This is a genomic window from Cupriavidus campinensis, assembly GCF_905397395.1.
Lineage (GTDB): Bacteria > Pseudomonadota > Gammaproteobacteria > Burkholderiales > Burkholderiaceae > Cupriavidus > Cupriavidus campinensis.
Map to the genome: position 1 here is coordinate 78,568 of NZ_CAJPVH010000002.1, position 13,346 is coordinate 91,913.

Genomic DNA, 13,346 nt, shown 5'->3' on the forward strand with positions numbered 1-13,346 from the left:
GCAGGCGCCGCGTGCGCCGCCTGGTGACTACGCCGCCAGCGACAGCTTGGCCAGTTCCGCCCGTCCGGCTGCCAGTTGCAGGGCCACGCGGGCCACGCGAGCGCCCAGGTAGGCCGAGGTCTTGAGGTCCGCCGCGGTGGCGCCGTCATCGGCGCAGACATCCGCATCGCTCTGGGCCGCCGCGCCGAGGAAGTAGCCGTGGCGATTCATGCTGTCTTCGGTGGAGCCGGAATGGTTGTGCCCGGGCGGCAGGCCCAGGTTGACCCAGTGCATGCCCAGCTGCGCGGCGTAGATCGCCAGTTGCTGCAGCGTATTCAGCTTGTCACCGGAGCGCGAGGCCGCGTTGGTGAAGCCGGCGGCCACCTTGTCCTTCCAGGCGCCGGTGGCGAACACGGTCTGCGACGACGCGTCCATGAACGCCTTGAATTGCGCCGAGGCGCTACCCATATAGGTGGGCGTGCCGAAGATGACCGCGTCGACCGATTCCAGGTCCTTCCAGTGCGCGTCGATCTCCTCCACGGGAATCAGCACGCTCCGTACCCCCATGACACTGCCTGCGCCCGCGTGCACGGCTTCCGCCTGTCGGCGCGTGTGGCCATATCCGCTGTGGTACACCACCGCGACGCGTACTGCGTTATTCATGCTTGCTTCTCACTAAAGACTTCGATGCGGGCCGGTATTGCGGCCTGTTTCAGGACTTGCTTCGATGGTAATTTCGGCCCCATGTGCCGTAAATGACAGCGTTCCCAGATTTCCTGCCAAGCTGCCAGCCGCACGCGGCACGTGCCGGGCATCGGCCGGGCGATTGGTGCATACGGGGAAACGCCGTTGGACGCGCCAGGTGTCTTGTTCACCATCCCGCGCCTGACTAGACTCGCTCTGACAGTGTCCCGATCTTGCCTGCGTCAGCGTGGGCCCCAGACTCCCCGATGAGACAAGACCCGTATCGCGTGCCAATTGCTGTGCTGCCGACCCTCCTGCGCCGAATTCCCGCCGTGCAGCACACCCAGTGCCTGGGCGACGCGCTACGAATCCTCGCCCAGCACCCCGCCGCCAGCGCGGTGGCCGTGCTGAGGGGGGAGGTGCCGGTGGGGGTGATCTGCCGCGAGCTGATTGGCGATGTGGTGCGGCTGCCGTGCTACCGGGGCTGGATCCATCGCGAATGCTGCGCGCAGTTCGTCTCGCAAGCGCCGCACCGGCTCTGCATCGATGCCACGGTCATCGAGCTGGCGCGGGCGCTGACGCCGCTGTTGCACCGGCACCCGGCAGACCCGCTGGTCGTGACCCGGGACGGTGCCTACCTCGGCATGGTCGAACGCCCTGCGCTGGTGCAGGCCGTCATCGACCTGCGCCACGTGCCGCCGGGTCCGCCAGGCAGCCAGACATCAGCCGGTCACGGTCTTGCATCAGATTGCCCGCATGACCTAACATCCACCGATTTCAGCGCTACGAGCCATGGGCCAGACACCTCCGCCACCCGCAGGGAACATTGAAGAGATGCCACGCAATATTCTGTTCGTGGTCTATCCCGAGGTGAGTCTGCTCGACCTGGCCGGGCCGCAGACCGTGTTCTGGGCCGCTTCCCGCTACGCGCACGAGCGCGGGCTGGCCGGCTACCGCTGCCATACCGCGAGCGTTGCGGGGGGCGCCGTACCCTCGGCGGAAGGCACGATGATGCATGTCGAATCGCTGGAGACATTCGATCTGCGCCTGGTCGACACGGTGGTGGTGCCGGGCTCGCCGAAGATCATCGACGTGGCCCAGCACTCTGCAACGCTGATTGCCTGGCTGCACGACGCGCCGGCGAGGGTGCGGCGCGTGGCCTCCGTATGCACCGGGGCCTTCCTGCTGGGCTTTGCCGGCCTGCTCGACGGCAAGCGCGCCACTACCCACTGGGCGATGCGCGACCGCTTCCACCAGCTGTTTCCCAGCGTGGACCTGGACGCCGACGCCATCTTCGTGCAGCAGCAGCAGCTCTGGACCTCGGCCGGCGTTACCACCGGCATCGACCTCGCGCTCGCCATGGTGGAGGCCGACTATGGCCACGAGGTGGCGCTGAACACCGCGAAGGAACTCGCGGTGTACATGAAGCGGCCCGGCGCGCAGCCGCAATTGAGCGAGATGCTGATCACGCAGAGCCGGCAGGTGCCGGTGTTCGAGTCGCTCCATATGTGGATCGTGCAAAACCTGTCCCGGGCCGAGCTTTCCGTCGAGCAGCTGGCCGACTATGTCGGCATGAGCCCGCGCAACTTCGCGCGGGTCTACAAGCAGAAGACCGGCCGCACGCCGGCCAAGGGCGTGGAGCTGTTCCGGCTCGAAGCGGCCCGGCGGGCGCTCCAGGACCAGAACCGGGCCATCGACCAGATTGCCCACGAATGCGGCTTCGGCAGTGAGGAACGCATGCGCGTGACCTTCCAGCGCCACTTCGGCCTCTCCCCCAGCGAGTACCGCCTGCAGGTGAACCGCTAGCCTTTCCCCTTGTACGTCTCCTTGTGATTGGTGCGAATTTGGAAACACCGTGCGCTTTGCGTCGGGCTGGCGCGGCGCGATGCCGGTGTCTAGCATGAGGGTGGATTCATCCCCCCTCGGCAACGCAGCATCCAGCAAGGAGAAGCATCATGAAGATTGTGGTCATTGGCGGTAGCGGCCTGATTGGCGCGAAGGTCGTGGCGCGGCTCGTCGCGCAAGGTCATGACGTGGTGGCGGCCTCGCCGAAAACCGGCGTCAACGCGCTGACCGGCGAAGGGCTGGACACGGCGCTGGCCGGCGCGCAGGTGGTGGTAGACGTGGCGAACTCGCCGTCGTTCGCGGACGACGCGGTGCTGCACTTCTTCGAGACGTCCGGCCGCAACCTGGCCGCTGCCGAGAAAGCCGCCGGGGTCGCCCACCACGTGGCGCTGTCGGTGGTCGGCACGGACAAGCTCGCGCAGAGCGGCTACTTCCGCGGCAAGATCGCCCAGGAAGCGCTGATCCGGGGCGCCGGCATCCCCTACACCATCGTCCGCTCCACGCAATTCCTCGAATTTCTCGGCGCCATCGTCCAGTCGGCGGGGGACAGCGACACGCTGCGCATCACGCCCGCGCTGATCCAGCCGATTGCTTCCGATGACGTGGCAGACGCCGTGGCGGACGCCGCCCTGGCCGCGCCGGTCAACGGCATCGTCGAAATCGCCGGGCCGGAACGCTTCCAGATGAGCGACCTCGTGCAGCGCTACCTCAAGGCCACTGGCGCTGCCAAGATCGCCGTGGCCGATCCGGCCGCGCGCTACTTCGGCGCCGAACTCGAAGAAGGCACCCTGGTGCCGGAAGGGGAGGCGCGGCTCGGCCACATCAGCTTCAGCGACTGGATGCATCGTTAACAACCATCCGGGAGACACGATGGAAAACGAGAGGTTGGAACCTCCACCGCTGACGCTGCTCGACCGATACCGGGGCCAGGGCTTCACCGCGCTCTATACGACCACGGTCACGGTGTCGGGGGGCCCGGCAGAGCACGGCCGTGCGTCCGGCGTGGCGAGATCCGATGACGGCAATCTCATGCTCGACCTGCGGCTGCCTGCCGCGCTGGGCGGCCCGGGCAGCGGCACCAATCCCGAGCAGCTGTTCGCGGCGGGCTACGCCGCCTGCTTCCACGGCGCGCTGAGCCTGATCGCGAAGCGCGCGCACGTCGATGTCGCGGCGATGACCGTGGCCGTCGAGGTCGCGTTCGGGCGCGACCCCGCCGATGGCGCCTACGCGCTGATCGCGGACGTCCGCATCCGCATGCCGGGTGTAGAGCGGCACGTGGCCGAGGAACTCGTGCGCAACACCGAGCGCATGTGCCCCTACGCCAAGATGGCCCGCGAGGGGATGCGCAGCGTCATCGCCGTCGCCCACTGAGTACACCGCCCGGGTGCACCGCCCGGGGTACACCGCCCAAGTACACCGCCGATTGGTGCCTGCGCGGCAACAGCGTGCGTACCGCGGCGGCACTTCCGGACCACCGCGCCACCCCCTACGATTCACCCCAAGCAGGACGGCAACCAAGCCGCACCGCCGCCGTGTCCCCGCACTGCGGCGGTGCCCTGCCCTCCCGTAGATATCCCATCGCTGCGGTGCCCGGCGGTACCCCTGGCTGAGACAAAGAGGAAACGACCATGAAACAAAGGATTCTGATTGTGGGCGGCGGCTTCGCCGGCGTCTGGGCCGCACTCGGTGCGGCGCGCGTCGTCGACATGGAGCGCGGCGCGGACACCGTGGTCGAGATCACGCTGGTGTCGCCCAAGGCCGAGCTGCACGTGCGTCCCCGCCTGCATGAAGCCCATCCCGAGCAGATGGCCGTGCCGCTGCTGCCGCTGCTGAACGCGGTCAACGTGAAGTTCATCGAAGGCACCGTGGACCGGATTCATCCGGGCGACCACAGCGTCGATGTGATCACCACTTCCGGCGACACGCGCTCGGTCGGCTATGACCGCCTGGTGCTGACCAGCGGCAGCCGCCTGTTCCGTCCGCCCCTGCCGGGCCTGACCGAGCATGCCTTCGCGGTGGACCAGATCGACGAGGCCGTGAAGCTGCGCGAGCACCTGCAGGGCCTGGCCGCGCGCCCGCGCACGGCCGCCCGCGATACCTTTGTGGTGGTCGGTGGCGGCTTCACCGGCCTGGAAGTGGCGACCGAGCTGCCGGGCCGCCTGCGCGCCATCTTCGGCAAGGATTACCAGCCGCGCATCGTGGTGGTGGAGCGTAACGAGGCCATCGGCCCCGATCTCGGCCCGGGCCCGCGTCCGCAGATTCTGGAAGCCCTCGACCAGCTCCGCATCGAAACCCGCCTGGGCGCCGGCGTGGTGTCGATGGATGCCACCGGCGTGGTCACGGCCACCGGCGAGCGCATCGATACCGACACCATCATCTGGACCGGCGGCATGGTAGCCAGCACGCTGACCAGGCAGGTGTCGCCGAACCTGGACCGCCAGGGCCGCTTGGAGGTGACGCCTGACCTCCGCGTGATCGGCGCCAAGGACATCTTCGGCGCCGGCGACGTGGTGCGCGCGCTCACCGACGACCAGGGCCACTACTCGCTGATGTCCTGCCAGCACGCGCTGTTCATGGGGCGCTTTGCCGGCCATAACGTGGCCGCGGACCTGCTGGGCCTGCCGACCCTCGGCTACAGCCAGGCGTTCTACGCCACCTGTCTGGACCTGGGCAGCTGGGGCGCGGTCTACACCGAAGGCTGGGACCGCCAGGTCAAGCTGACCCACGCCGAAGGCAAGGAACGCAAGATGGTGATCAACACTCAGTGGATCTACCCGCCCGCTCCGGTGCGCGAGCAGGCGCTGGCCGCCGGGGACCCGAACATCACGTACTAAGCCTCCCGCTCCGCTTCTCTCCGTCCCGTCTCCTCCATCCCGTTTAACCGACGGCTTCCTCCTCCGGGGCCGTCGGTTTTTTTCGTCCTCCGGGGTTATTCGTCCTGTGTATCCGGGCGATTGGTGCGGACTTGGAAACGCGGCCTCCCCGGCATGCGTCTTGTTGGGCGTCGCGGGCCTGCCTAGACTTCCTGCAACTGAGAATTGTTGCCTGCAAGCCCCGGAGCCCATCGTGAACCCCCTGCCACCGAAGTCCCCTCACGGGCGCGCCGCCCCCGAACCGCTGATCTACATCGTCGATGACGACCCCGGCATGAACGATGCCCTCGTGAACCTGCTCCGCTCGGTCGGCATGCGCTCGCGCTCCTTCCTCACTGCGGAGGCGTTCCTGGCAGCGCCCATCGACGACTCGCCCAGCTGCGTGGTGCTGGACGTGCGCCTGAGGGTGGCCAACGGGCTGGAGGTGCAGCGCGAGATCAACCAGCGCGGCCTGTGCCTGCCGGTGATCTTCATCACCGGCCACGGCGATATCGAGATGTCGGTGCGGGCGATGAAGGCTGGCGCGGTGGACTTTCTCACCAAGCCCTTCCGCGACCAGGATTTCCTCGACGCGGTGTCGGCGGCGATTGCCATGGATCGCACCAAGCGCCAGGCGCTGCAGTGTGGCGACGACCTGCGCGCGCGCTACACCACGCTCAGCGAGCGCGAGCGCGAAGTGATGATACTGGCCGCCTCGGGCCTGATGAACAAGCAGATTGCCGGAAAAATGGGGATCAGCGAGGTCACCATCAAGATCCATCGCGCCCGGGCCATGCGCAAGATGGCGGCGCGGACCTTTGCCGATCTCGTGAAGATGGCGCTGGAGCTGGGCCTGTGCCCGCCGCGCGAGACCAGCTCGGCCGGGTCGCGCCCGGGGAATGGCGCGGCCCGGCCGGCGGCGATGGGCTACTGAGTGACCGAGTTACCGAGCGCCCTCGGCCTGGCGCCGATGGATGTCGTGCGTCACGAACGGCGTCTCATGCGTGGGCATGGCCAGCCATTCCGGACGGTCCAGCGTGCCGCGGATATCGTCCAGCCCGCTGGTCCAGTGTTCCTTCATCGTCAGCGGCCCGAACTGGAAGTCCTTCGCGCTGCCTTCGAACGACTTGTCGCGGTAGATCAGCTGGATCACGTTGCGGCGCGCGTCGCACGCGCTTTCGGCGGCGCGCAGGTAGGCCTCGCTCTGGCGGCGCGCCGGGGGCACCAGCGCCAGCACGTCGCTGAGCAGGCGGCGGAAGTTCTGCTGCTCGCTCATGGAGTCGGTAATCAGGCGCGTGCGGCTGGAGTACTGAACGTCCTTCTGGCGCGTGGCCACCGCCATCAGGTCTTCCGGTAGCGCCCCCTGGGCGCTCCACAGGTCCACCTGGAAGATCAGTGCGTTGCGACGGGGCTTGGCCCGCAGGATGGCCGACAGCGGCGTGTTGGAGACCAGGCCGCCGTCCCAGTAGTACTCGCCGTCGATCTCCACGGCCGGAAAGCCGGGCGGCAGCGCGCCGGACGCCATGAAGTGCTCGGCACGCAGCGTGGTCCTGGTGTTGTCGAAATAGACGAAGTTGCCCGTGCGTACGTTCACGGCGCCCAGGGAGACCCGCATCTCGGCATGGCGGTTGATGCGGTCGAAGTCGGCAAAGCGCTCCAGCGTCGCCTTCAGCGGCGAGGTGTCGTAGTAGCTTGCGCTGCCGGCGCCCGGCACGCGCCACAGGCGCGGCGAGAAGAAGCCGCGCTGGCCCTCGACCAGTGCGCGCGCGGCCTCGATGCCATCGAACCAGATCCGCAGCGGGTCTGGCCAGTGCTGGGCGCTGTCGGCTATGGTCTCGTACGGGATCAGGCTGGGCAGCCAGGGCTGGCGGCAGATATGGGCCCAGAAATCACGCAGCCGCGCCACGCGGTGCTCGGGCGCGTTGCCGGCGATGATGGCGGCGTTCAGCGCGCCGATGGAGATGCCCGCTACCCAGTTCGGCTCGATCCCGGCCTCGGCCAGCCCCTCATAGACGCCCGCCTGATAGGAGCCCAGCGCGCCGCCGCCTTGCAGCACCAGCGCCCGCACGGCATAGCCGCGATCTATTTCGATGCTTGCCCGCGCGCCGCCGGAGCTGCCCTGCAGGTGCTGCTTGTCGAGAAACATGTCTTCTCCTCGCTTCGGTTGGCATGGGGCGCCCCTGCACGGGGCGCCCCCGTCGCCCTTACTGCATGTACCAGCCGTGGCTGACCACGAACGACTGTCCGGTCAGCGCGGCGGAAGGGTAGGCGCACAGGAACAGCGCCGTCTCGGCCACGTCTTCCACGGTGGTGAAGACACCATCCACGGTGCCGCCCAGCATCACGCGGCGCACCACTTCCTCCTCGCTGATGCCCAGCTCGCGTGCCTGCTCCGGGATCTGCTTGTCCACCAGCGGCGTGCGCACGAAGCCGGGGCAGATCACGTGCGAGCGCACGTTGTGCTCGCCGCCTTCCTTGGCCACCACGCGCGCCAGGCCCAGCAGCCCGTGCTTGGCCGCCACGTAGGCGCACTTCAGCGGCGAGGCCTCGTGCGAGTGGACCGAGCCCATGTAGATCACGGTGCCGCCCTGGTTGTCGCGGTACATGTGCTTGAGCGCCGCGCGCGTGGTCAGGAAAGCGCCGTCGAGGTGGATGGCCTGCATGCGCTTCCAGTCCGCGAAGCTGTATTCGTGGATCGGGGCGACGATCTGGATGCCCGCGTTGGAGATCAGGATGTCCACACCGCCGAAGCGGTCCGCCACCGCCGCCGTGGCGGACTCGACGGCGTCCTCGTTGGTCACGTCCATGGCCACGCTCATGGCCAGGCCGCCAGCGGCCTCGATCCCGGCGGCCACCTTGCGCGCGGCGTCCGCGTTGAGGTCGGCCACGGCCACCGCCGCGCCCTCGCGGGCCAACCGTTCTGCGATGGCCTTGCCGATGCCGCTTGCCGCGCCGGTCACGATGGCCGATTTACCTTGGAGCTTCATGTTTGTTTCTCCGTAAAAAAGGGAAGGGGGAGGGATTGGGGCTAGCGCTGGAGGTAGTCGTAGACCACCTCGCCCAGCCCGAGGGTCAGGTCGGCCACGTAATGCTTCGCGCCCAGCACCTCGAGCACGGGCAGGTCGGCCACCGGGGCCAGCGCATGGGGGAACAGCGACAGCGCCGCCGGGCCGCTCCAGGCGCCCTTCACATCCACGTCCTTGAGGAAGTAGCAGACCAGCTCGCAGATACGGGCGGTGCCGTCCACATGGGGGATGATCTTGAGCAGGTAGTTGGGCGTGTTCGCCAGGGCGTCGCGCACCTCCTGCGGGTCCAGCGCCTGGTGCTTGTAGCCCATGGTGCCGGTGGCCACGCGCACGGGGCCGTAGTCGAGCGTGCCCAGCAGCGTGTCGGTCTCCACCTCCAGGCGCGGCGTGGCCAGCTTCTTCGGAAAGCCCCAAAGCTCGCGCCCGGCTGCCAGCGGCGGGTGATCGTCGAGGAACATCGCATGGGTGTAGTTGCCGCGCCGGCCCTGGTACATCACCGGAATCACCTGGCCGGACTCGGTGTAGTCGCCAAAGCCGGTGGAGTCCGGCATGCGGATGAACTCGTAGTGGACCACCGGCTCGGCCATCTCAAGCGGCTCCGGCACCACGGCGCGCAGCCGCGCGGGATCGGTGCGGTAGGAGATGACGAAGAACTCCCGCTGGAGAAAGCGGTACGGTCCCATCGGATAGGCCGGGCTGCAAAACGGTGCGGCGAACGCGCGCGCCCGGATGGTCTGGACGTCCATGTGCTTGTGCCTCCTGAAGGCGGTCCGTGCCGCGGCCCCGCTGTCCCCATGACAGCGAGCCGTGACGGTCCGGTTCATTCTGGAAGGCCGGCGGAGGGGAATCCATCAGACGTGGGTATCTATCGCCGCGCGGCCAGTGCTGGCAAGGGCTGGCGGCGGATGGGGGCGGTTGGCGGGCGGTCCGGCGCTATACCGGACGGCGGCGCGATCATCCCGGAGGTGTACCCGATGCTGCCGGACGGGTGATGGATTGTGACGACGCCGACACAGGCGGGCGTGCGAACGGAACCGCAGCCCTACGGAATCCCGTCAGCCTTGTTACTCCCCAATCCCGGTGCCGGGTGCCAAACTAGGCTGGGATCGCCCCGCACAGGACGCACAGCACGCACAGGACGCACAGGAGATTGCGAACCATGACGACATCAAGCAAGGACATGAAGACCCCGCCGGTGGTATCGCCGGACGCCTGGGAGGCGGCACGCCAGCAGCTGCTGGTGAAGGAGAAGGCCCAGACCCGCGCGCGCGATGCGCTGGCCGCCGAGCGCCGCCGCATGCCGTGGATGGCGGTGGACAAGACGTACACCTTCGAGGGGCCCGCCGGCCAGGTCAGCCTGGCGGAGCTCTTCGACGGCCGGCGCCAGCTCATCGTGTACCGCGCCTTCTACGAACCCGGCGTGCATGGCTGGCCCGAGCACGCCTGCCGGGGCTGCTCGCTGGTGGCCGACCAGATCGCCCATCTGTCCCACCTGAACGCCCGGGACACCACGCTGGTATTCGTCTCGCGCGGGCCACAGGCGGAGATCGCCGGGCTGAAGGCGCGCATGGGCTGGGAGGACATTCCGTGGTTCACCATCACGGACCGCTTCGATGCCGACTTCGGCGTGGACGAATGGCACGGCACCAACGTTTTCTTCCGCGACGGCGACCGCATCTTCCGCACCTACTTCCTCAACAATCGGGGCGACGAGCAGATGGGCAACACCTGGAACTACCTCGACATCACCCCGCTGGGGCGGCAGGAGCTCTGGGAGGACTCGCCCGAGGGCTACCCGCAGACGCCCACCTACAAGTGGTGGAACTGGCACGACAGCTACGTCGCCGGCGCGCCGCCCGACAGGAAATGGGTGGAGATCTCCACCGCCGGCGAGAAGGCATTCCGTGAAGCCTCGGCGGCGGACAGGAAGCCCTGAGCGCCGCACCCCCCGGGAAGCCTTCGGCCGGGGCGCCTACGCCATCAGCACTTCCAGCGCCGCGCGCGCCTCGCGGCGCAGCTTGTCCACGTCGAGCCCCACGACCTCGCCCTGGCGCACCACGTGCCGGCCGCGCACGAACACGTCGCGTACCGGGGTGGGTTCGCCCGCCGCCACCGGGGCGGTGGCGATGTCGTGGAAGCCGGCAAAGCGCAGGCCGCCCACGTCGTAGATCGCCAGATCGGCGGACTGCCCCGGCGCCAGCGTGCCCACGCCGGGCAGGCCCAGCACCTGCGCGCCGCCGGCCGTGCCCCAGTGGATGACCTCTTCCACGCGGGTCTGCGCCGCGCCGCCCAGCGCCCGGTGCACCAGCCACGCGAAATTGGCCTCGTGCACCATGCTGCCGGACTCGTTCGACGCCACGCCATCCACGCCGATCGACACCGGCACGCCGGCATCGGCCATCGCGCGCACCGGCGCAATGCCGCTGCCGAGCCGCGCGTTGCTGACCGGGCAGTGCGCCATGCCGGTGCCGGTACTGCCGAGCAAGCGGATCTCGTCCGGCGTGACGGTGACGAGGTGGGCGAACCAGACGTCCGGGCCGAGCCAGTCGTGGTCGGCCACGAACTGCACCGGCGTGCAGCGGTACTTCTCCGCGCAGAAGCGCACGTAGTTGTCGGTCTCCGACAGGTGCGTGTGCAGCCGCAGCCCCATGCCACGGGCGAAGCCGGCCACCTCGCGCAGCAGCACGGGCGGCAGCGAGAACGTGGGCGTGGTCGGCGCCACCGCCACGCGGCGCAGGCCGTCTGGCGCGGCATCGTGGTAGCGGGCCTTCAGACGTTCGATATCGCCGAGCATCTCGTCTAGGGTCTCCGGCACCAGCGCCGTGGCGCGCATGCCGGGATGGTCGCCGGCGGACTGGATCGCGCCGCCCCGGCACAGCACCAGCCGCATGCCGAGCGCTTCGGCTTCCTCGAACAGCGCGTCGCCGGTCTCCGCGCCATGGCCGTGGTGGTAGAGGTAGTGATGGTCGGCGCAGGTGGTGGTGCCAGACAGCAGCAGTTCGGCAATGCCCAGCCGCACCGCCGTGCGGAACAGGTCGGGCGTGAAGCGCGCCAGCCGGGGGTAGGGCACGCTGGCCAGCCAGTCCTGGAGATCGGCATTCATGCCGGCCGGCACCGCCTTGAGCAGGTTCTGGAACAGGTGATGATGGGTGTTGACCCAGCCGGGGTAGACCACGCAGCCGGTGGCGTCGATGACCGTCTCGTCGGCGCCCGGCACGAGCCCGGCCGCCAGTTCGGCGATGCGCCCGTCGCGGATGCGGATGTCAACGGCGCCCGCACGCGCCGCGGCGCCGGCCCGGCCGGTCATCACGGCCGCCGCGCCGCGCACCAGCAGGTTGCCTTGCAGGGCGTGGCGAAGGGAAGGGGAGAGAGGGGTGGTCATGGCTACATCTCCGCGATGTGTTCGGGCGTGACGGCCAGCTCCGGCTCCTCGTCGCGCACGGGAATGCCGTTGAGCAGCAGGTTGAGGAAGACCGACACCACGCAGGCGATGATCACGCTGCTGTGGACGAACGGTTGCAGCGCGGCGGGCAGCCTGGCAAGCAGGGACGGCATGATCACCGGCATCAGCGCGCAGCCCAGCGTGATGGCCACCACGCTGAGGTTGGCCGGCTTGCGCTCGTAGTCCACCTGGCCGAGCGTGCGGATGCCCGCCGCGACCACCACGCCGAACATCACCAGCGCGGCGCCGCCGAGCGCAGCCGAGGGGATCGACGAGAACAGCGCGCCGATCTTCGGCACCAGCGCCACCGCGCAGAGCATCACGCCGCAGGTGGCCACCACCCAGCGGCTGCGCACCCCGGTAACGATGACCAGGCCCACGTTCTCCATGAAGGCGATGAACGGGAACGCGGCGAACATGCCGCCGATGGCGCTGGCCAGCCCGTTGGCGCGCAGGCCGTTGGTGGCCTCGCGCTCGGTGACGGGCCGCTTGACGATGTCGCCGATGGCCACGAACAGCCCCATCGACTCGACCATCTGCACCACCATCACGATCACCATGGTGGCGATGGCGCCGGCGTTGAAGGTCGGCAGCCCGAACGCAAACGGCGTGACCAGCGTGAACCAGGGCGCACGCGCCACCTCGTCGAAATTGCCCATGCCGAGCAGCCACGCCGCCCCGCCGCCCATCAGCAGGCCGATCAGCACTGCCAGGCTGCGCACGAGCTTGCCGCCGTGGCTGTTCACGAACAGGATCAGCGCCACCGTGCCGAACGCCACCACGAAGAACATCGGCGAGCCGAAATCCTTGGCGCCGTGCCCGCCGCCGGCCCACTGGTAGGCCACCGGAAACAGCGACAGCCCCACGGCGGTGATGATGCAGCCGCTCACCACGGGCGGAAAGAAGCGCTTGAGCCGGCCGATCACCGGGGCCAGGAACAGCGTGATGACGCCAGCGCCGATCACCGCGCCGCAGACGCCGTTGAAGCCCAGCGCGGGGTCGCTGCCGATGGCGATGACCGGCCCCACGGAGCCGAACGCCACGCCCTGCATCAGCGGCAGCCGTACGCCGAACTTCCAGACGCCCACGGTTTGCAGCAGCGTGGCGATGCCGGAGGTGAACAGCGCGGTGCTGATCAGCAGCGTGGTCTGGGCCGGCGTCATCTTGAGCGCGCCGGCCACGATCATGGGCACCGCAATGGCGCCGAGGTAGCTGACCAGCATGTGCTGGAAGCCGAGCGAGACCATCGCCCGGGCGGGCAGCATCTGGTCGACGGGGTGGACTGGGGGTTGCATGGGGGCGTCTCCTGCCATGTTGGAAGGGCGGGCCAGCCGATCGTGGTCGGGCCGTGCTGCCGCCGGGGGCCGCGTGGCCGCCTGCACTGACAGTAGCGAGCGCGGCGCGGCGGCCGTAGCATCGATGCGAAGCCGCCAGCACGGAAACGAAAAGGCACAGCACAGCGGGTTTCCCTGACTTGCCCGCATGGGTCGCGGCTCCTACGATGGCCGCACCTCACCG

General features: G+C 68.7%; 13 protein-coding genes. 7 read left to right on the plus strand and 6 right to left on the minus strand.

Features of this window, described 5'->3' with window-relative positions; all coding sequences use genetic code 11:
* Positions 1-27: 27 nt before the first annotated feature.
* Entirely contained in the window at positions 28-642 is a 615-nt protein-coding gene (locus tag KHO18_RS01895; RefSeq protein WP_144200981.1) for a flavodoxin family protein, read from the minus strand.
* A gap of 287 nt (positions 643-929) precedes the next feature.
* Here KHO18_RS01895 and KHO18_RS01900 point away from each other — a divergent pair, with 287 nt between their 5' ends.
* The 6 genes from KHO18_RS01900 (at position 930) to KHO18_RS01925 (ending at position 6,294) form a co-directional block, all read left to right on the plus strand.
* Positions 930-1,493 carry a CBS domain-containing protein gene (locus KHO18_RS01900; RefSeq protein WP_144200978.1) on the plus strand — a complete coding sequence of 188 codons (564 nt, stop codon included), beginning with the start codon at positions 930-932 and terminating at the stop codon, positions 1,491-1,493.
* Positions 1,494-1,497: 4 nt separating this feature from the next.
* Entirely contained in the window at positions 1,498-2,469 is a 972-nt protein-coding gene (locus tag KHO18_RS01905) for a GlxA family transcriptional regulator (protein ID WP_244844470.1), read from the plus strand.
* 149 nt (positions 2,470-2,618) lie between these two features.
* Positions 2,619-3,359: an SDR family oxidoreductase gene (locus KHO18_RS01910; RefSeq protein ID WP_144200974.1), complete on the plus strand. Its 741-nt coding sequence runs from the start codon at positions 2,619-2,621 to the stop codon at positions 3,357-3,359.
* 19 nt (positions 3,360-3,378) lie between these two features.
* Complete coding sequence (locus KHO18_RS01915) at positions 3,379-3,879, plus strand: Ohr family peroxiredoxin (RefSeq protein ID WP_144200972.1); 501 nt, start codon at positions 3,379-3,381, stop codon at positions 3,877-3,879.
* Between the two features lie 257 nt (positions 3,880-4,136).
* A complete protein-coding gene (locus KHO18_RS01920; RefSeq protein WP_211942697.1) occupies positions 4,137-5,342 on the plus strand; it encodes an NAD(P)/FAD-dependent oxidoreductase in 1,206 nt (401 codons plus the stop codon).
* A 232-nt stretch (positions 5,343-5,574) separates the two neighbouring features.
* On the plus strand, positions 5,575-6,294 hold the full coding sequence (locus tag KHO18_RS01925) for a response regulator transcription factor (RefSeq protein WP_280527749.1): 720 nt from the start codon (positions 5,575-5,577) through the stop codon (positions 6,292-6,294).
* A gap of 9 nt (positions 6,295-6,303) precedes the next feature.
* Here the strand turns inward: KHO18_RS01925 and KHO18_RS01930 are convergent, their stop codons facing one another.
* From KHO18_RS01930 to KHO18_RS01940, 3 genes are read right to left on the minus strand one after another with little or no spacing between them, the layout of a single operon-like run.
* The gene (locus KHO18_RS01930) at positions 6,304-7,506 is read right to left on the minus strand and encodes a DUF3734 domain-containing protein (protein WP_144200968.1); all 1,203 of its coding nucleotides are present in this window, start codon (positions 7,504-7,506) and stop codon (positions 6,304-6,306) included.
* Positions 7,507-7,564: 58 nt separating this feature from the next.
* The gene (locus KHO18_RS01935) at positions 7,565-8,347 is read right to left on the minus strand and encodes a 3-hydroxybutyrate dehydrogenase (protein ID WP_144200966.1); all 783 of its coding nucleotides are present in this window, start codon (positions 8,345-8,347) and stop codon (positions 7,565-7,567) included.
* A 41-nt stretch (positions 8,348-8,388) separates the two neighbouring features.
* Positions 8,389-9,132 carry an acetoacetate decarboxylase gene (locus tag KHO18_RS01940; protein ID WP_144200964.1) on the minus strand — a complete coding sequence of 248 codons (744 nt, stop codon included), beginning with the start codon at positions 9,130-9,132 and terminating at the stop codon, positions 8,389-8,391.
* Positions 9,133-9,545: 413 nt separating this feature from the next.
* Here KHO18_RS01940 and KHO18_RS01945 point away from each other — a divergent pair, with 413 nt between their 5' ends.
* Positions 9,546-10,322, plus strand: a complete 777-nt coding sequence (locus KHO18_RS01945) for a DUF899 domain-containing protein (RefSeq protein ID WP_144200962.1) — start codon at positions 9,546-9,548, stop codon at positions 10,320-10,322.
* A gap of 36 nt (positions 10,323-10,358) precedes the next feature.
* Here KHO18_RS01945 and KHO18_RS01950 read toward each other — a convergent pair whose 3' ends face one another.
* Both KHO18_RS01950 and KHO18_RS01955 read right to left on the minus strand, forming a co-directional pair.
* On the minus strand, positions 10,359-11,768 hold the full coding sequence (locus tag KHO18_RS01950) for an amidohydrolase family protein (protein ID WP_211942698.1): 1,410 nt from the start codon (positions 11,766-11,768) through the stop codon (positions 10,359-10,361).
* Positions 11,769-11,770: 2 nt separating this feature from the next.
* Complete coding sequence (locus tag KHO18_RS01955) at positions 11,771-13,123, minus strand: nucleobase:cation symporter-2 family protein (RefSeq protein WP_211942699.1); 1,353 nt, start codon at positions 13,121-13,123, stop codon at positions 11,771-11,773.
* Positions 13,124-13,346: the final 223 nt, after the last annotated feature.

Excerpts from the sequence above, each read along its gene's own strand:
- KHO18_RS01895 (WP_144200981.1), bottom strand. The coding sequence starts at position 642 with ATGAATAACGCAGTACGCGTCGCGGTGGTGTACCACAGCGGATATGGC.
- KHO18_RS01900 (WP_144200978.1), top strand. The coding sequence starts at position 930 with ATGAGACAAGACCCGTATCGCGTGCCAATTGCTGTGCTGCCGACCCTC.
- KHO18_RS01905 (WP_244844470.1), top strand. The coding sequence starts at position 1,498 with ATGCCACGCAATATTCTGTTCGTGGTCTATCCCGAGGTGAGTCTGCTC.
- KHO18_RS01910 (WP_144200974.1), top strand. The coding sequence starts at position 2,619 with ATGAAGATTGTGGTCATTGGCGGTAGCGGCCTGATTGGCGCGAAGGTC.
- KHO18_RS01915 (WP_144200972.1), top strand. The coding sequence starts at position 3,379 with ATGGAAAACGAGAGGTTGGAACCTCCACCGCTGACGCTGCTCGACCGA.
- KHO18_RS01920 (WP_211942697.1), top strand. The coding sequence starts at position 4,137 with ATGAAACAAAGGATTCTGATTGTGGGCGGCGGCTTCGCCGGCGTCTGG.
- KHO18_RS01930 (WP_144200968.1), bottom strand. The coding sequence starts at position 7,506 with ATGTTTCTCGACAAGCAGCACCTGCAGGGCAGCTCCGGCGGCGCGCGG.
- KHO18_RS01935 (WP_144200966.1), bottom strand. The coding sequence starts at position 8,347 with ATGAAGCTCCAAGGTAAATCGGCCATCGTGACCGGCGCGGCAAGCGGC.
- KHO18_RS01940 (WP_144200964.1), bottom strand. The coding sequence starts at position 9,132 with ATGGACGTCCAGACCATCCGGGCGCGCGCGTTCGCCGCACCGTTTTGC.
- KHO18_RS01945 (WP_144200962.1), top strand. The coding sequence starts at position 9,546 with ATGACGACATCAAGCAAGGACATGAAGACCCCGCCGGTGGTATCGCCG.
- KHO18_RS01950 (WP_211942698.1), bottom strand. The coding sequence starts at position 11,768 with ATGACCACCCCTCTCTCCCCTTCCCTTCGCCACGCCCTGCAAGGCAAC.
- KHO18_RS01955 (WP_211942699.1), bottom strand. The coding sequence starts at position 13,123 with ATGCAACCCCCAGTCCACCCCGTCGACCAGATGCTGCCCGCCCGGGCG.